The organism is Sphingobacterium sp. UBA6320 (assembly GCF_002440335.1).
Classification (GTDB): Bacteria; Bacteroidota; Bacteroidia; order Sphingobacteriales; family Sphingobacteriaceae; genus Sphingobacterium.
In genome coordinates, this window is sequence record NZ_DJTA01000029.1 from 100920 (window position 1) to 119362 (window position 18443).

Sequence of the window (18443 nt, forward strand, 5' to 3'; positions counted from 1 at the left end):
TTTAAGCCTTTTTATTTTTATACGAATCGGACAGTTATCAATTCAGTAAAGGATTGAAATATATTTCTGTTTTGCTGTACATCCTTGTACATTTGTAAATGCAACAGATTCAAGATATACTTAAGAAATTGTTTAGGCACCAACATGTTGGTTCAGACTTTGATTTAAAGGGTAATACAACTGCTTTATTAGCAAAGTATGCTTATCTACCAATCGTAGAATTGCTTCAATTTAAACCTGAGGTCACGGCTGGATATCGAGAGATCTTAGCTGAATTGGACGATGTAAATGTAGAAGCTACTGAAATACTTTTATTGAAGGGGTTGACAGCAATACAATCTGGTTCAATTGATGCTGCAAATTATTTACAACAAGCTCAAAGTGTGCAAGTAACTCCGCTTGGTTATAGTTATTTAGCATTACACTATTTTATACATGATGAACCTGAAAAAGCAGTTCAAATTTATACCAAAGCTATCGTAGATTTTCCAAAAGAACCTTATTTTTATGCATGCCGATGTATACTGAATCGTAATTTGGATGATGATGAAGGTGCTTTTTATGATTATCAGGTGGCAAAGCGCCTTGATTTTAATTATCATAGTCTGTTAGAATGGCATGAACATCTTCCCTATTTGGTAACGCTCAAAGCGGAACAAGTAGATATCCAAGATCTCGAAAGATCTTGGAGACAAAATCCTGATAATATGGAGAATTTAACGAAGCTTGCTTTGGAATATGTTCATATTTATGATTATCAGCAAGCTATTGCTTTATATTCTGAAGGGTTAATGTTGTCATCTGATTCTGCGGAATGGTATGTCTACCGAGCAGCTATTTATAGCAAGTTGACTTTGTACGTATTGGCCTTAGAAGATTGTGATCAAGCTTTAATAATGGATAAGTCTTGTGTGTCAGCTTATATTTTACGTGCAAAATTGCATGAATGCCTAGGGAAGGATAAGGATGCGTTAGCCGATTATAAAAAAGCAGAGTCCATAAATCCAGATCAATCAGTTATATACGAGGAGCGGGCTTCGCTGTTTGAAAGATTGGGAAAAGACGAAGATGCAATCGTTGATTATTCTAAATTGATCGCTCTGATGAAAGATGACTTCTATCCATATGTACTTCGTGCAGATGTATTTGAACGTTTGGGTAAGCAGGAGGAGGCTTTACTCGATTATAATCGGGCTATTGATCTCAATCCATACTACTCGGACCTTTACCAATACCGTGCTGCGATTAAGGAATCCTTAGGTGATAGAATCGGAGCTGAAGCAGATTTACAAAAGTTTGAAGAATTGGATGAGGAGTAGCTTCATCTTTTTTTGAAAAATCCCCTAAAAGCCAGATGCGTTTAAGGGGATTTTCATTTAATCCTGAACATATGGGTAATTATATTCCTAACTCAACTTGAAATAGAAATCCCCATGAATTTTTTTCATCAGTATTGTCAAATTGCCCATCTTTAAAGGTATAATTTCCACTTAGATTAAATTTTAGGCGATGTGCTTTTATATATTTGTTTATGCCAGCTTCTATGATCTCTGTCTGCTTTTCATAAGCTCGAATATCTTTGTGTGGCTGAACAAAAGTATATCGACTGACGATTTCATATCCATGATTCATCAAATATGACATCTGTTGGTTCACACCGAATCCTTTATATGCATAGACTGTGTTGCCTTGTAAATCAATATTCATTGGATTGTCGACATCACGACGCATATATTCCGCTTGATAAGCAAATCCTTGATATTTGAAGATTGCATCCACAAAGCTTGTTTTTAAAGTGAAAGGATTTTCAACATACTTACCTGTTTGACCACCTATTCGTGTCGTTCTATCGTTTAAACTATATCCTCCTCCAATTGATAACTTGGGTGTTTCTTCCCTTTCCAAATCTCCTTCTGAATAGTCTCCTCCGTTTTCAAAATTGCCAAAAGGTAAAAATTCAACCCTTCCTGTGTAAGATAATCCACTATCTGTACCACTTGCTGCTCTACCTTCACCTGTAGAGATAGCTACTTTAGCATTAATAGGTACTTCACCAATTTTTTTGCTAAGATTGGCACTCATACCGAAATCGCGATCTAATGTAAATCTTGTATTTACTAAGGAACGATCTGCAAACTGGAGCTGTCCGGAAGAATTGACACGTTGTCTATTTCCTGGTAATTTATTTTGCCCAAAACTGATGTAGAAATCGTCTGTAAAGTTGTAGAATACAACTGCGTCACGGACAATATTAGGAATCCCGGTTTCATCAAAATCTTGATCACTTCTGGTAAAGGCCAATTGCAACGAGTAGCTAATTTTAGGTGTGTAAATATAACCATCGACACGCATCCTAAGTCTACGAACACGGGCATCCCATTCACCATTCTTTTCTCCGTCTAATTTTTCGGTGAACCCTGCTCGGTTTTGCATCCTAAATCTGAAGTTCGTGTAGAAAAGGGAATCTTTGCTGTGAAATTGAATTCCTTTGAAATTTAAGATAGTAGCTCTATCATCTCGTTCTTGCCCTTCTGCCGCACAGGTTAGGATCGCAAGTAAGGCTGTAAGGGTAACAATTTTTGTTGCTCTCATTGGTCTTTAAAAAATTATAGTAAGGTTTTTTTTTGAGTAAGTAATGATAATTTCACAATGATACATAGATAGCCATCAATAAATTTCCATATGCTGTAATGCAAAGGTCGTTATTGGGTTGTTTTGGAGATAATTTTCATCAATACATCATATTAGAATATGGTAGCTAAATATTTGTTATTAGCACAAAAATATGAGTTATATGTGCGATAGTTTTTTGTACGAGATCCCTTTCGACTATCTTTATTCAAATTGAAATATAACCAAGTCAATTTGTATTTTGAATATAATTCTTATTTATTGTTTGGAACAAAGATAATAATCTAAATAACAAAAAGCCACCAGTAGGTGGCTTTTCAGTTTTTATAACTCTTTACGAAGGCGGGCGACAGGTATATTGAGTGCTTCACGATATTTTGCCACAGTACGTCTAGCGATATTATAACCTTTATCTTTCAGAATTTCGGTTAATTTCTCGTCAGCTAGGGGTTTACGTTTATCCTCATTTGCAATACATTCTTCTAAGATCTTTTTTACTTCCTTATTCGAAACTTCTTCCCCAGATTCGGTCTGGATCGCTTCAGAGAAAAAGGATTTGAGAAGGAAAGTTCCAAATTCTGTTTGTACATACTTCGAGTTTGCTACACGAGAAACTGTTGAAATATCCATACCAATACGGTCAGCAATGTCTTTTAAAATCATGGGTTTAAGTTTGACGTCATCTCCTGTTAAGAAGTAATCGTATTGATACTCCATGATAGCATTCATGGTTTTCAATAAAGTTTGTTGCCTTTGTTTGATGGCATCAATAAACCATTTAGCAGAATCCAGTTTTTGTTTAACAAACTGAACCGCTTCCTTCATCTTTTTATCCTTTTGATTAGACTTTTCGTAATGTTCAAACATACTTTGGTATGAGCGGCTTACACGTAGTTCTGGAGCATTACGACCATTTAAGGTAAGATGAAGAACACCATCATTATTACTGATATGAAAATCAGGTATAACATGCAGTTGTTTGCCTGCAACAGCGCCTGAATCTCCTGGTTTGGGATTTAGTTTAAGTATTTCATTAACGATATTCTTAAGATCTTCTGACGTTAATCCTAGTGATTTCTCCAGTTTATCGTAATGTTTCTTTGTAAATTCTTCTAGATAATTTTTAACTACTTTGGTCGCTTGAATAACTGTAGGATTATTTTGATCTTTCTTTTGCAGCTGTATCAGTAGGCATTCTTGTAGATCACGTGCACCAATGCCAGCAGGTTCAAAATCTTGAATCACTTTAAGCATCTCCAATACTTCACTTTCTGACGCTATGACATTCTGTGAGAATGCTAGATCATCGATAAGACTTAATATAGGTCGACGTAGATAGCCGTCATCATCTAAACTTCCGATAATCTGTTGTCCAATTAGAAAATCACGGTCATCTAAAGCTAATAAATCTAATTGTTGTTGCAATTTTTCGAAAAATGAATCTTGTACAGCAATAGGAATCTCTTTTTTATCATCGTCTTCATCAGAGTAATTATAATTATTGGAATAATCGGTATAATCATCTTCCTGAATATATTCATCTACATTAAACTCATCGCTGTCATAGCTTTCTTCACTATCGAAAGTATCGTCAGGGTCACGATCCGGGTATTCCTCATTCGGTTCAGCCATGTTTGCTAAGCTGCCGTCTTCAAGAGCTGGATTTTCTTCTAATTCTTCTTTAATGCGTGCATCCAAAGATACCGTAGGAACCTGTAAAAGTTTGATAAACTGAATCTGTTGTGGAGATAGTTTTTGTAATAACTTTTGTTGTAAGGTTTGCTTTAACATGTTTTATATGACTAATTCGAAGATAAATTTAAATAAATTATATCGATTAATGAAACAAAAATACTGAGGTGGTATATTTAGGTATAATTATTGTAGCAATATGGATTCTTATAATCCTAATTATCAGATTTGGAATAACGAAATGTTAAATTTCGTTAATTCTTCTTTGCAGCATGTAAAAGCTTATTTTTTTTGCTTGTTTTCACAAAACATTTTTAGACCTTTACCGTATGTTCAAACGTATTAAGAATAAATTTTTACGCTATATAGCGATCGCTATATATTTTTTAATCGTCCTAGTTTGTGCTATACAGCTTAACTTTTTAGGGCTTTTTGGCTACTCGCCTACAAAAAAGGATATTACGATGCCAAGTGTCAATATCTCAACAGAATTGTATACTGCAGATAGTGTATTAATCGGTCGGTATTTCGATGAAGATCGTAATCCCGTTGCTTTTGACAGTATATCTAAGCATGTGATAAATGCTTTGGTCGCTACGGAGGATGTTCGTTTTTATAAACATAGTGGGGTTGATTTTTGGGGTTTAGGATCGGGGATTATTTCGACCTTAACTGGGGATAAAAGGGGGGCAAGTACCATTACACAGCAACTTGCAAAAAATCTTTATCGAACTCGATATAATAAGTCTGGTGGTTTACTGGCAAAAATTCCAGGTGTGGGTTTGATCGTAACCAAATTCAAAGAATGGATGACAGCTTATAAATTGGAATCCCGTTATGAAAAGAATGAAATCATTACAATGTATTTGAATACGGTATCTTTTAGTAATAATTCTTATGGTATCCAAACTGCTGCGCGTCGTTATTTTAGTAAAAATGCAAGTGACTTGAGTATCAATGAATCCGCAGTATTGGTGGGGATGCTGAAAGGAACTACAATCTATAATCCAATGCGTAATTTAGAAAAGTCGCGTGAACGTAGAAATGTTGTATTGGCGCAAATGGCAAAAGCTGATTATATTGATCAATCACAGGTAGAAAAATTGTCAAAAGAGCCATTAGTCTTGCATGCGGACAATAAGGATGTACATGCAGGAGAAGATTCATATTTGCGTGCAGCTGTAGAACGTTGGTTGGAAAAATGGGCAGAAGAGAATGATAGAGATATTTATAAAGATGGTTTAAAAATTTACACCACCATCAATTCAAAAATGCAAAAGCATGCCGAGGAGGCTGTAGCTAAGCAAATGCAAGTATTGCAAAGAAGATTGAAAAACGCATGGGGCAATGAAGATCCTTGGAGGGATCTGTCCGGTAAGGTGATTCCTGGGTTTATTGATAATTTAGTTAAAAAAACCGATTATTATAAATTTTTGGCTAAAAAATACGATAACCGTACGGATAGTATGGATTACTATCTGAATCAAAAAAAAGAAATGGAAGTTTTTTCATGGAAAGGTGAACGCTTGCGTGAGAAGGTGCAGATGTCCACAGTGGATTCGATCAAATATTATGTGACGATGTTGAATACGGGTGTGATGAGTATGGATCCATACTCGGGTGAGATCAAAGTTTGGGTTGGAGGAATAGATCATCAATATTTTAAGTATGATCATGTAAACCAGTCAAAACGACAAGCAGGATCCACATTTAAACCATTTGTTTATTTGGCTGCCTTGGAATCGGGCATGACCCCTTGTGATCAAATGCAAGATAAGCCAGTCACGATTAAAATTGATAAAGGCGATTCTATTGAAGTTTGGGAGCCTAAAAATGCAGATTGGAATTTCAGTTACCGAGATATGTCCTTGCGTTGGGCAATGGCACGTTCGGTAAATTCAATCACCGTGCAGTTAACGGAAAAAGTTGGGGCGGATAAGATTGTGGAAGCGGCTCATCGTGTTGGTATAGAAAGTAAATTGAGTGCTGTAGCATCGATTGGATTGGGGCCGAATGATGTTTCAGTTTTTGAGATGGCAAATGGATATTCAACAATGATGAATCATGGTGAGCGTGTGACTCCGGTTTTAGTTTCGCGCATTGAAGATTATGAAGGTAATGTTATTGCAACTTTTAAACCTGAACGTAAACAAGTTGTCGATAAACAGGATGCCTGGTTGATGACTTATATGTTGCGTGGTGGAATGGAGGAGCCAGGGGGGACTTCACAAGCCTTGTGGGAATATGACTTGTTTAGTAAAGAAAATGAGATAGGGGGTAAAACTGGTACTTCGTCCGAATATGTTGACGGATGGTATATGGGGGTTACAAAGGATTTGGTAACAGCAGTATGGGTAGGCTGTGATGATCGTAATATTCACTTTAAAAACTCACAAACAGGAGAGGGGTCTAAAACAGCTTTACCGATCTTTGGTTTGTTTATGGAAGCTATATACAAAGATAAAGCTCTAGGGTATACTCAGGGTAAATTTCCAGCACCTACTGTCGAAATCACTAAGAAATATAATTGTGAGACACCTCGTCCTCCTCGAGAAGAAGTAGTGTTAGATTCCACAGCAACAGACGACGAATTGCCTTTGGAGGAATTAGAAAATAGTGGTAGCGAAGGTACAACTCAAGAAGAGGGATTGTCAACACCTGAGCAGAGAGATAACATTGATGTATTGTCTACCGAAAGAGATGTCGTTGCGACAAAACCACCTGACTCGATCGATACTGTAGAGTAAAGTAAATATATGATATTTTTTGGAAATCGGTTGTTTATGAAGTATAAGCAACCGATTTTTTTTCTACCGTATTCATGTGGAATGGACACAAATTTTTCCAGTCGGCATTTTGTTTGCGGATCAATTTTTCTTTTTGCATAAAGGTAAAATGACGCAGTTCAAGTAATCTTTTCTCAGCTTTTTCTTTAGATTCGAATTTTTCTATATAAACGATGCGTGTTAAGTGCGGTCCGTTTGGAAAAAAGATATTACTGCTGCTTCTAATTTCGTTTGCAATTAATGCGAAATCTGATGTAATGTCTACATTTAGGAAGTGTCTATTGCTGTCAGTAATAATGTATAATGTGTATGATTTCATGTTTGAGCTAATAAATTTGGTTATTTGTATAATTTTTACTAATTTTATTGGCACAATATTACTAATATTTTTAGATATTAAAAATTAAATTTTAAAAAATATGCCAAACATAGCTTCCAATCTTAAGTTTTTAAGAAAAACGAAAAGACTTACACAACAGCAGTTTGCCGATTTATTGGAAATAAAGCGTGCTTCTGTAGGGGCGTATGAAGAGGATCGGGCTGAGCCAAAATATGAATTACTAAAAAAGATAGCAGAATTTTATGAGCTATCAATGGATGAGCTTGCTAATGATGAGATTAATGATAAGTGGAAACGAGCACCGAAAAGCAATGCTTCTAATTTACGTGTATTGAGTGTAACGGTAGATGGGCAGGATCGTGAGAATATAGAGCTTGTTCCGGTAAAGGCTAGTGCTGGTTATATGAACGGTTATTCTGATCCCGAGTATGTAGCGACTTTGCCTAAATTTTCGTTACCTATGTTCAATCAGGGGACCTATCGTGCTTTTGAAATTAAAGGAGATTCGATGCGACCTCTACCAAGTGGATCTATCATTGTGGCAGAATATGTTGAAAACTGGAATGAAATTAAACCAGGACATACTTATGTCATTGTTTCCAAGGATGAAGGTGTTGTATATAAGCGGGTGGCTTATAAATTTAAGGAAGATAAAGGGTTGAAGCTGGTTTCGGATAACAAAAGTTATGATCCTTACTGGGTTGAGGCTGGTGATATTATGGAAGTATGGCGAGCAAAAGCATTTATTAGTACCACCTTGCCGGAGCCTAGTAATGAGCCTACGATGGAGACGCTAACAAGCATGATGGCCGAAATGCAAAAAACCATAAATTCGGTTGTTGATAAAGGTTAAATGTAGATTATAAGTAAACTTTTTTGATGCGAATTTTGATTGTTTGAAAAAAATATTTACCTTTGTCCTATCTGAGAGGAAGGGGGCAACGTATGCCCCCTTTTTTAATTCATTGATTTCAGTATTTTTATTCGATTTCGACAGAATATGCAAAATGTAGAGAAAAGAGTTATCGAACTCGTTCAAGAAAAAATAGCAGATCGCGATGATTTGTTTATTGTAAGTGTTAAGTTTCATCCAAACAGTGTCTTGGAGGTTTTACTGGATGGTGATCAAGGGATTAGTATCGATGACTGTGTACAAGTTAGCAAATTTGTCGGATTCCAGCTAGAAGAAGAGGGTGTAGTAGAAAAAGCTTACCGTCTAGAAGTTTCATCTCCAGGTATAGATACTAATTTTGTTCATCAAAGACAGTATGAAAAAAATATCGGACGTAATGTACAAGTGAAGTTAAATGATGGAACGAAAGCTGAAGGTACTTTGCTTGAAGTTGATGACTCACAGATTACTATTGAAGAAACAATAAAAGAAAAAGGAAAAAAGGCGCAGCAGGCTGCTCGTATTATTCCTTTGGAACAAATAAAAGCAACTAAGGTGTTAATTTCATTTAAATAAAAATGAGCAGCAATATCAATTTGATTGACTCTTTCCAAGAGTTTAAAGAGTTTAAAAACATTGACCGACCAACGGTTATTTCTGTGTTAGAGGAAGTATTCCGTAGTATGATCCGTAGACGTTTCGGCACAGATGAGAATTGTGATGTTATTGTCAACCCAGATAATGGGGATTTGGAAATCTGGAGAACTCGCGTTGTTGTTGAAGATGAATTTTCGGAAGATGATGATTTAGAAATTGAATTAACAGAAGCGAAGAAATTTGATGTTGATTTGGAAGTCGGTGATGACTATATTGAACAAATTACATTAGAGAGCTTTGGTCGTCGTGCTATTTTGGCAGCACGTCAAACTTTGGTTTCAAAGGTATTGGAATTAGAGAAAGACGAAGTTTTCAAAAAATATAAAGACCGAGAAGGTGAATTGGTTATTGGTGAAGTTTATCAAATCTGGAAAAAGGAATTACTTGTTTTGGACGATGATGGTAATGAATTGATTTTACCAAAGACTGAACAGATTCCTGCAGATTATTTCAAGAAGGGCGATAGCATTCGTGCAGTAGTTTATAAAGTAGATATGATGAATAATAATCCTAAGATTCTTATTTCTCGTACTGCTCCAGAATTTTTACAACGTTTATTTGAACTTGAAGTTCCTGAAATCTTCGATGGTTTAATTACAATTAAGAAAATCGTTCGTGAACCAGGTGAGCGCGCTAAAGTAGCTGTTGAATCCTACGACGATCGTATCGACCCAGTTGGTGCTTGTGTTGGTATGAAAGGATCTCGTATTCATGGTATTGTTCGTGAACTGCGCAATGAAAATATTGATGTGATCAATTTTACGACCAATCATTCTCTTTATATCACACGCGCACTGAGCCCAGCTCGTATTAGCTCAATCAAAATTGATGAGGAAAATAAGACTGCCGCTGTGTATTTAAAATCTGATCAAGTATCTTTGGCAATTGGTCGTGGTGGACACAATATCAAATTGGCCGGTAAATTGACGGGTTATGAAATCGATGTATATCGTGAGAATGATGAATTTGATGAGGATGTGGATATCGAAGAATTCAGCGATGAGATCGAAAGCTGGGTGATTGATCAATTGAAACGTGTTGGTTTAGACTCTGCACGTTCAGTATTGGCATTGACAGAAGAAGAATTGTCCAGACGTACTGATCTGGAAGAAGATACGGTAAAAGAGATTTTACGTATTTTGCAGGCTGAATTTGAATAAAATGAAGCCATATAATTTATTTTCATCTCTATTTCGAATTTAATTGTTATAGAGATGTAAAAAAAACATATTTTTGTATTAAATATTTAATTAGTTAAAATAATAGATGACTGAAGGAAAAGGTACAAACCTGCTTAAAGCAGCAAAGGAACTCAATATTGGCATATCTACTGCCGTAGATTGTTTAGTGAAAAAAGGATATGACGTCGACGCCAAGCCTAATACTAAGCTATCCGGAGAGATGTACAATGTGCTGTTGAAAGAGTTTCAAGGTGACAAAATCGTGAAAGATGAAGCTAAACAAATTGTTATTGGCAAAATTCGTCGTGATGAGTCGCCAGTCGCTTCTCCTAAAGAATCATCTAAAAATGACGATTATGAAGAAACTGTAGTTTCAAAAGAAATTTTGATTAAAAATGTTGCAGTTAATACAAGAGAAGGATCGGATGCTGTTAAAAATGAGACGCCTACTGAAAAAGTAACTGAACATGAAGCAAAAGAAAGTTCGTCAAATACGCATACTGGAGGGATGAAAGTCGTTGGTAAAATAGATTTAGATGCTTTGAAAAGAGGTTCTAAACCTAAAAAAGAAGACACTCCAGAAGTGAAAGCTGAAACTCCAAAGGAAGTGGAGAAGAGGCCTGAGGTGGTTAAAGAAGCAACTCCTGCTGCTCCAAAACCTATTGTAATAACTGAGCCAAAATTAGAGGTTCCGAAAGTTGAAGCGCCAAAAGTTCCGGTAGTGGAAGCACCAAAAGCAGAGGAGAAAGTGAAGGAAGCACCGAAGGTTGTCATTGCTGCACCTCAAAAAGTTGAAGTTAAAACTGAAGCTCCAAAAGTTCAAGAGAAGAAAGTGGTAGAAGAAAAGCCAAAAAATGAAAAACCTGCTGTAAAAGCACCGGTTGAAACTCCTGTAAAGGAAGAGAAAAAAGTTAATCCTGCAGATGAAGTCATTAGTGCTAAGGCAGAACGATTAACAGGTCCAAAAGTAATTGGAAAGATTGAATTGCCAACGGCAAGACCTTCTCATAGAGATAAACCTGTAGCATCTTCTTCAAGTGCTACTGGCAATGATCAGAAACGTAAACGTAAGCGTACAAATAACCCAGGAAGTGCACCTCAGGGTGGTGGTACTCATCCAAATCGTACTGGTGGTCCTAATCAAAGTGGAGGTACTCATCCAAATCGTACTGGAGGAAATCATCCTGCTGGAAATAACCAAAATCGCCCAGGTGGTGCTCCAGGTGTAAATCAAAACCGCCCAGGAGGTGGTCCTGGTGGACAACATAACCGTCCAGGAGGTCCAGGTGCTAACAAAAGTCGTCCTCCTTTTAACAATAATAGGGGTAAAGGACCTAATGAGCCAAAAGAGGAACCTACAGAAAAGGAAATTCAAGATCAAATCAAGGCAACATTAGCGCGCTTAAGTGGCGCTGGTAAATCAGGTAAATTCGCACAACGTGCTAAATTGAGACGTCAAAAGCGTGACGATGTAGCTAGTAATGCAGAAGAGGAAGCATTAGAAAGAGAAATGCAAGCAAAAGTTTTGCGCGTTACGGAATTTGTGACAGCAAACGAACTGGCAAACTTAATGGATGTAGCTGTAACACAAATTATCGCAACTTGTATGAGTTTGGGTATGTTCGTGTCGATTAATCAGCGTCTGGATGCAGAAACTTTAACAATTGTTGCTGATGAATTTGGTTATCAAATCGAGTTTATTAAACCTGAAGATGAAGAAATTGCTGATCTTGAACAAGCAGATAATGAAGATTCATTAGTTTCTCGTGCTCCAATCGTTACTGTAATGGGTCACGTCGATCATGGTAAAACATCTTTGTTAGATTATGTGCGTAAAGCAAACGTAACAGGCGGTGAAGCAGGTGGTATCACGCAGCACATTGGTGCTTATGCGGTACAACTTGATGGTGGACGTAAGATCACATTCTTAGATACTCCTGGTCACGAAGCTTTTACAGCGATGCGTGCCCGTGGTGCTAAAGTAACAGATATTGTTATTATTGTTATTGCAGCGGATGATGCTGTGATGCCACAAACAAAAGAGGCGATCAACCACGCACAAGCTGCTGGTGTGCCGATTGTATTTGCATTTACAAAAATAGACAAGCCTGGTGCTAATACAGATCGTATTAAAGAGCAGTTGTCTCAAATGAATATATTAGTAGAAGATTGGGGAGGTAAATACCAAGCGCAAGAGATCTCAGCAAAAACTGGATTAAATGTTGATCTTTTATTAGAAAAAGTATTATTAGAAGCAGAAATGTTAGACCTTAAAGCCGATCCTAATAAGCGTGCTGTAGGTTCTGTTATTGAAGCTGCCTTAGATAAAGGTAGAGGTATTGTTACAACTGTATTGATCTTAGGAGGTACGTTACGTGTAGGAGATCCAATTTTAGCAGGTTCTCATAGTGGTAAAGTAAAAGCTTTGACCAATGAACGTGGAGAACGTGTTAAAGAAGCTGGTCCTTCTGTGCCGGTTCAGATATTGGGTATGGCTGGAGCACCTACTGCAGGTGATAAGTTTTACACAATGGAAAGCGAATCTGAAGCACGTAATGTGGCGAATAAACGTCTTCAATTGCAACGTGAGCAAGGTATGCGTGCTACGAAACATATTACTTTGGATGAGATTGGTCGTCGTTTGGCAATCGGTAACTTTAAAGAATTGAACGTAATCGTTAAAGGTGACGTGGATGGTTCGATCGAGGCCTTATCAGATTCATTATTGAAATTATCAACACAAGAGATTCAGGTAAATGTAATCCACAAATCTGTGGGTGCAATCTCTGAGTCAGATGTATTGTTAGCTTCTGCTTCTGATGCGATTATCATTGGATTCCAAGTTCGTCCATCTATAGGTGCACGTAAATTGGCTGAGCAAGAGCAAATCGATATTCGTCTTTATTCGATCATCTATGATGCTATTGCTGAACTTAAATCTGCAATGGAAGGTATGTTGGCTCCGAAATTTGAAGAGAAAATCGTTGCTAACGTTGAAATCCGCGAAACATTTAAAATCTCTAAAGTTGGTACTATTGCAGGTTGTATGGTATTGGATGGTAAGATTAACCGCAATAATGATATTCGTATCGTACGTGATGGAGTTGTTGTTTTCACAGGCAAATTAGCTTCATTGAAACGTTTCAAAGACGATGTGAAAGAAGTGTCATTTGGTTATGAGTGTGGTTTGAATATTCAAGGATACAACGATATCCAAGAAGGAGATATTGTAGAAGCTTACGAACAAGTTGAAGTAAAACGTAAATTGTAATATCCCATTTACGTTATATAAATAGGCTATATTATGAATTCAATTTAGTCTTTAAGTATAAAATATCCTTGTAAAGGATAATAAGAAAAAATAGGTTGCACTTTTTTAAGTGCAACCTATTTTTTTGTTGACTTCATATTTGATTGATTTCAAAGGTGGCATATTTTTAATTGGCATCTTATTGATCTACTTTTTTAAAATATGCGCACGATTATATTCATAGTTCATTCGCGCAATGTTTAGAACCGAAATACTTTGAGGGCACTCTACTTCACAAGCTTCAGTGTTTGTACAATGCCCAAAAAGTTCTTTATCCATTTGATGTACCATATCAATCACACGTGATAGACGTTCTTCTTTACCCTGCGGAAGTAATACCATATGATTGATTTTGGCAGAAGTAAAAAGTGCTGCACTTCCATTTTTACAAGTGGCAACGCAAGCACCACAACCAATACAAGCTGCCGAATCAAATGCAGCTTCTGTTATTTCATGTGTAATCGGTATGGTGAGTGCCTCTGGTGCCTGTCCTGTATTGATAGATACAAACCCACCAGTGGAAATAATGCGATCAAATGCAGAGCGATCTACTTTTAAATCTTTTTTAACAGGAAAAGCTTCTGATCTAAATGGTTCAATAATAATAATTTCTCCATCTTTAAAAGATCTCAAATGTAATTGACAGGTCGTTGTATTTTTAAGAGGACCGTGTGCAATTCCATTAATCATTATACCACATTGACCACAAATTCCTTCACGGCAATCGTGATCGAATTCTACTGGTGTGTCATTGGACAATATGAGTTTCTCATTGAGGGTATCCAACATTTCGAGAAAAGACATATGTGGATTGAGGTTATCTAATGTATAATCTATAAGCTTGCCTTCAGTATTTTTACCTTCTTGTCTCCATATTTTCAGATTTAACTTCATAGCTTGAATTTTAGTATTATTTATAACTACGTACAATTGGTTGAATCACTTCAAACGATAGCGGCTCTTTATGTAATAAAGGTATTTCATTATTATTCCATTCCCAAGCCGAGATAAATTGATATTCTTCATCATTTCGTTTGGCTTCACCCTCAGTTGTTTGATATTCTTCACGGAAATGTGCTCCACAAGACTCATTTCTTGTAATAGCATCATAACACATCAGTTCACCAATTTCCAAATAGTCTGCAACTCTCCCTGCTTTTTCTATTTCGGTGTTCATGGTTGCCTCAGTTCCTGGAATATGAACATATTTATGAAATTCTTCTCTTAATTTTCTTATTTCAGAGATTGCAAATTTTAATCCATTTGCATTTCGAACGAGTCCGCAATAGTCATACAATATTTTACCAAGTGTTTTATGGTAATAATCTACGGTTTTATCTCCTTTGCTATTGCTGAATCGATGCAATTGCGCTCTTACCTCTTGTTCAGCTTTTTCGAACTCAATATGATCTGTCGATATTTTTCCTGTATGGATATCCCCTGATAAATAATTTGCAATCGTATAAGGTGCTATAAAATATCCATCTACAGAAGCCTGCAAGAGTGAATTTGCACCTAAGCGGTTAGCCCCATGATCAGCAAAATTAGCTTCGCCTAAGGCAAATAATCCAGGAATTGTGGTCATCAGTTCGTAATCAACCCAAAGGCCACCCATTGAGAAGTGTGCGGAAGGAGAAATCATCATCGGTACTTCATATGCATTGTAACCGGTAATTTTTTCATACATATCGAATAAGTTACCATACTTTTCTTTAATCTTCTCGATCCCTTGTTCTTTAATTGCTTTAGCAAAATCAAGATAAACTGCATTTTTTAACGGCCCGATTCCAAAGCCAGCATCAATCCTTTCCTTTGCTGCACGAGACGAGATGTCTCTTGGGGCAAGGTTTCCAAAAGCGGGATATCTACGCTCTAGGTAATAATCTCTTTCCTGTTCGGGAATCTCATTGGCAGATCGTTGTTCATTTTCTTTACTTGGTACCCAGATTCTTCCATCGTTTCGCAATGATTCCGACATCAGTGTTAATTTGGATTGGTAATCTCCAGATTGCGGTAATGAAGTAGGATGAATTTGAATCCAGCTTGGACTAGCCATTAAAGCCCCTTTTTTATGGGCTCTCCAGATTGCAGAACCATTACATCCCATTGCTAAGGTAGAAAGATAGTATATTTTACCATAGCCACCCGTTGCCAATATTACTGCATGTGCTGCATGCCGTTCGATTTGACCGGTATCGAGATTTCTTATAATTACACCTCGTGCTTTCCCATCAATAATAACTAAATCTAACATTTCATGTCTACTATATAAAGCGACACTTTTTTTTCCTACCTGACGCATAAGCGCCTGATAAGATCCTAATAACAATTGTTGTCCTGTCTGTCCTCGTGAATAAAAGGTACGGCTTACCTGCACCCCACCAAAAGAGCGATTGTTTAAATAGCCACCATATTCACGGCCAAAGGGTACTCCCTGAGCCACTGCTTGATCAATTAGATTAAGTGAACATTCGGCCATACGGTAAACATTTGCTTCGCGAGCGCGAAAATCACCACCTTTTAGTGTATCAACAAACATACGATACACACTGTCACCATCATTTTTATAATTTTTTGCTGCATTAACACCTCCTTGTGCAGCGACAGAATGTGCACGTCTAGGGCTGTCTTGGAAGCAAAAGGATTTGACATTATAGCCCATTTCTCCTAATGATGCAGCGATGGAACTTCCAGCTAACCCAGTTCCAATGACAATGACATCTAATTTTTTGCGATTTGCAGGATTGACCAATTTGGCGTTTTTTTTATAGTTCTCCCATTTTTTTTCCAAAGAACCTTCTGGGATTTTTGCATCTAAATTCATGTTCTTAAAATATGAAGGTTAACCTATTGTGTAAAGTAAATGTAGATGGGCATCATTGCAAATCCTACACTTATGATGACGGAATAAGCGATGCCACAATTTCTTATCCATTTTACATATTTGGGATGGAAAAGCCCTAAGGTACGAATAGCACTATGTACACCATGTATTAAATGATAGCACAATGCGACCATAGATAAAACATAAATCACCACATACCACCATTCTCTAAAAGTGGTGACCACCAATATGTAGAGATCTTTATTGCCATTACTGTCTATTGGTGGGGTGCCAAATTTATAGATATACCAAAAATTTTGAAAATGAATGACTAAGAATATTAAGATAATTGTACCTAAAACTCCCATGTTGCGACTATACCATTTGCTGGCCCGCTGTCTTTGATCGCAATGGTATTTTTTTCCTGATCTTCTATTTTTAATGGTGATCACGACTGCATCTAATGCATGTAATATGATGCTGGTATATAAGACATATGATACTATTTTAATAACGATATTGCCTGATAAAAAATGAGAATATGCATTAAATTGGGTATGTGCTTGTTCGACAGGAAGAAATAATTGTAAGTTTCCTAAAAAGTGAATGATTAAGAAAAAACAAAGAAACAAACCTGTAAAACACATCAGCAATTTTCGAGATAGCGTTGTCAACATAAGCAAAGAATTAATAGTAACCGATTATTTTCATCCACAGACCACCAATTGCCATGTAGATCACAAGTAATAAAACACCAATTTCAAAACCTTTTACCCACCATGATTTAAGGTCTACATATCCACTGCCGAAATAAACGGGGGCGGGGCCATGTCCATAGTGAGTCAGAACACCATATATTGAACCAACAAATCCAAGCATCATTGCGAGTAGCATACCTGGTATACCTAAGGAAACCCCTACACCTAACATAGCAGCATACATTGCGGCAACATGAGCTGTCGCACTTGCGAAAATATAGTGACTGTAGAAGTAGACTAAAATAATTACAGGAAATGCAATAATCCAATTAAGACCCCCGATTTGGGTTTTAATTAAATCGCTAAACCATCCTATAAATCCTAGCTCATTTAAGGAGCTAGCCATCATGACCAACACTGCAAACCAAACGATCGTATCCCAAGCGCCTTTTTCAGATTTGACATCTTCCCAAGTGAGTACGGAAGTGAGCAGCAAAAGTGTGAGTCCTATAAAAGCGGTTGTCGTGGCATCTATGGATAACGAACCACCGAAAATCCATAAACTCAATAGAATGAAAAAGGCAAGTAACATCAACCATTCGTTTGTTTTAATTGCTCCCATTTCTTTTAGTTTTTCCGTTGCCATTTTGGGGGCATCAGCTGTTTTTTTTAATTCAGGTGGATATAATTTGTACAAGACTAGTGGTACTAGAATAAATGCAACAAGTCCAGGAACAAATCCTGCAGCTGCCCAAGACATCCATGTTATATTAATTCCTAAATCTGCTGCAAATTTCTGACACATCGGATTACTTGCTGTTCCGGTAAGAAACATTGATGAGGCAATGAGATTCATATAATAACTATTTAAAGTTAAATAGGCTCCAATTTTTCGATGTGTATTCGGGTCTTCTGGGAGTGAACCAAAGCTGATTGCCATGGATTTCATAATGGGGTAGATGATACCTCCGCCTCGAGCCGTATTGCTTGGGATAGCGGGAGCAAGGCAAACGTCTGCAAGACCTAGTCCATAAGCTAAGCCCAATGAACTCTTTCCGAAAATTTTGATAAATATAAACGCAATTCTATTTCCTAAACCCGTTTTGATAAAGCCTCTAGCTATAAAAAATGAAATACCAATAAGCCAGATTACTTTGTCACCAAAACCACTTAATGATTTGGTAATCGATAGGGCGGGATTACCTGGTGCTAATACTTGTGTTAAAGCGGTAAATCCTATAGCTAGCATACACATGGTTCCCATAGGTGCTGCTTTTAGAATAATACCTAATATGGTTGCTGCAAAAATTGCAAATAGGTGCCAAGCTTCGGGCGATACACCATGTGGTACCGGTATAAACCAAATAATCAATGCGAAAGCAAAGGTAATCCCCATTTTTTTTATATCCACTTCTTTCATAATATGTATGTT

At 36.9% G+C, this 18443-nt stretch carries 13 protein-coding genes; 6 read left to right on the forward strand and 7 right to left on the reverse strand.

The genetic code is table 11. The features are described 5' to 3' along the window. Positions 1 to 98: 98 nt before the first annotated feature. Positions 99 to 1319 (forward strand): tetratricopeptide repeat protein, encoded by a 1221-nt coding sequence (locus B3P23_RS18840; RefSeq protein ID WP_293928727.1) that lies wholly within the window; start codon positions 99 to 101, stop codon positions 1317 to 1319. Positions 1320 to 1398: 79 nt separating this feature from the next. Here the strand turns inward: B3P23_RS18840 and B3P23_RS18845 are convergent, their stop codons facing one another. Both B3P23_RS18845 and rpoN read right to left on the reverse strand, forming a co-directional pair. After that, complete coding sequence (locus B3P23_RS18845; RefSeq protein ID WP_293928729.1) at positions 1399 to 2592, reverse strand: porin; 1194 nt, start codon at positions 2590 to 2592, stop codon at positions 1399 to 1401. 363 nt (positions 2593 to 2955) lie between these two features. Then, entirely contained in the window at positions 2956 to 4422 is a 1467-nt protein-coding gene (rpoN, locus tag B3P23_RS18850; RefSeq protein WP_094771657.1) for an RNA polymerase factor sigma-54, read from the reverse strand. Between the two features lie 230 nt (positions 4423 to 4652). Here rpoN and B3P23_RS18855 point away from each other — a divergent pair, with 230 nt between their 5' ends. After that, positions 4653 to 7070 carry a penicillin-binding protein 1A gene (locus B3P23_RS18855; protein ID WP_293928731.1) on the forward strand — a complete coding sequence of 806 codons (2418 nt, stop codon included), beginning with the start codon at positions 4653 to 4655 and terminating at the stop codon, positions 7068 to 7070. Between the two features lie 34 nt (positions 7071 to 7104). On the opposite strand, the gene B3P23_RS18860 is transcribed toward B3P23_RS18855, so the two are convergent. Continuing rightward, positions 7105 to 7428, reverse strand: a complete 324-nt coding sequence (locus B3P23_RS18860) for a hypothetical protein (RefSeq protein ID WP_045754908.1) — start codon at positions 7426 to 7428, stop codon at positions 7105 to 7107. 100 nt (positions 7429 to 7528) lie between these two features. Here B3P23_RS18860 and B3P23_RS18865 point away from each other — a divergent pair, with 100 nt between their 5' ends. The 4 genes from B3P23_RS18865 to infB all read left to right on the forward strand — a co-directional run bounded on the left by B3P23_RS18865 (position 7529) and on the right by infB (position 13450). After that, positions 7529 to 8302: an XRE family transcriptional regulator gene (locus B3P23_RS18865; RefSeq protein ID WP_248754169.1), complete on the forward strand. Its 774-nt coding sequence runs from the start codon at positions 7529 to 7531 to the stop codon at positions 8300 to 8302. Between the two features lie 147 nt (positions 8303 to 8449). After that, on the forward strand, positions 8450 to 8917 hold the full coding sequence (rimP, locus tag B3P23_RS18870; RefSeq protein WP_045754910.1) for a ribosome assembly cofactor RimP: 468 nt from the start codon (positions 8450 to 8452) through the stop codon (positions 8915 to 8917). Positions 8918 to 8919: 2 nt separating this feature from the next. Then, positions 8920 to 10158 carry a transcription termination factor NusA gene (nusA, locus tag B3P23_RS18875; protein ID WP_045754911.1) on the forward strand — a complete coding sequence of 413 codons (1239 nt, stop codon included), beginning with the start codon at positions 8920 to 8922 and terminating at the stop codon, positions 10156 to 10158. A gap of 106 nt (positions 10159 to 10264) precedes the next feature. Beyond that, a complete protein-coding gene (gene infB, locus B3P23_RS18880; protein ID WP_045754912.1) occupies positions 10265 to 13450 on the forward strand; it encodes a translation initiation factor IF-2 in 3186 nt (1061 codons plus the stop codon). A gap of 186 nt (positions 13451 to 13636) precedes the next feature. Here the strand turns inward: infB and B3P23_RS18885 are convergent, their stop codons facing one another. Genes B3P23_RS18885 through B3P23_RS18900 form a run of 4 tightly spaced genes read right to left on the reverse strand, consistent with a single transcriptional unit; the run spans position 13637 to position 18431 of the window. Then, entirely contained in the window at positions 13637 to 14383 is a 747-nt protein-coding gene (locus tag B3P23_RS18885) for a succinate dehydrogenase/fumarate reductase iron-sulfur subunit (protein ID WP_293928735.1), read from the reverse strand. Positions 14384 to 14399: 16 nt separating this feature from the next. Next, positions 14400 to 16313 (reverse strand): fumarate reductase/succinate dehydrogenase flavoprotein subunit, encoded by a 1914-nt coding sequence (locus tag B3P23_RS18890; RefSeq protein WP_293928737.1) that lies wholly within the window; start codon positions 16311 to 16313, stop codon positions 14400 to 14402. Positions 16314 to 16336: 23 nt separating this feature from the next. Beyond that, positions 16337 to 16990: a succinate dehydrogenase cytochrome b subunit gene (locus tag B3P23_RS18895; RefSeq protein WP_045754914.1), complete on the reverse strand. Its 654-nt coding sequence runs from the start codon at positions 16988 to 16990 to the stop codon at positions 16337 to 16339. A 10-nt stretch (positions 16991 to 17000) separates the two neighbouring features. Further along, positions 17001 to 18431, reverse strand: a complete 1431-nt coding sequence (locus B3P23_RS18900) for an anion permease (protein WP_094771655.1) — start codon at positions 18429 to 18431, stop codon at positions 17001 to 17003. Between the last annotated feature and the right edge of the window lie 12 nt (positions 18432 to 18443).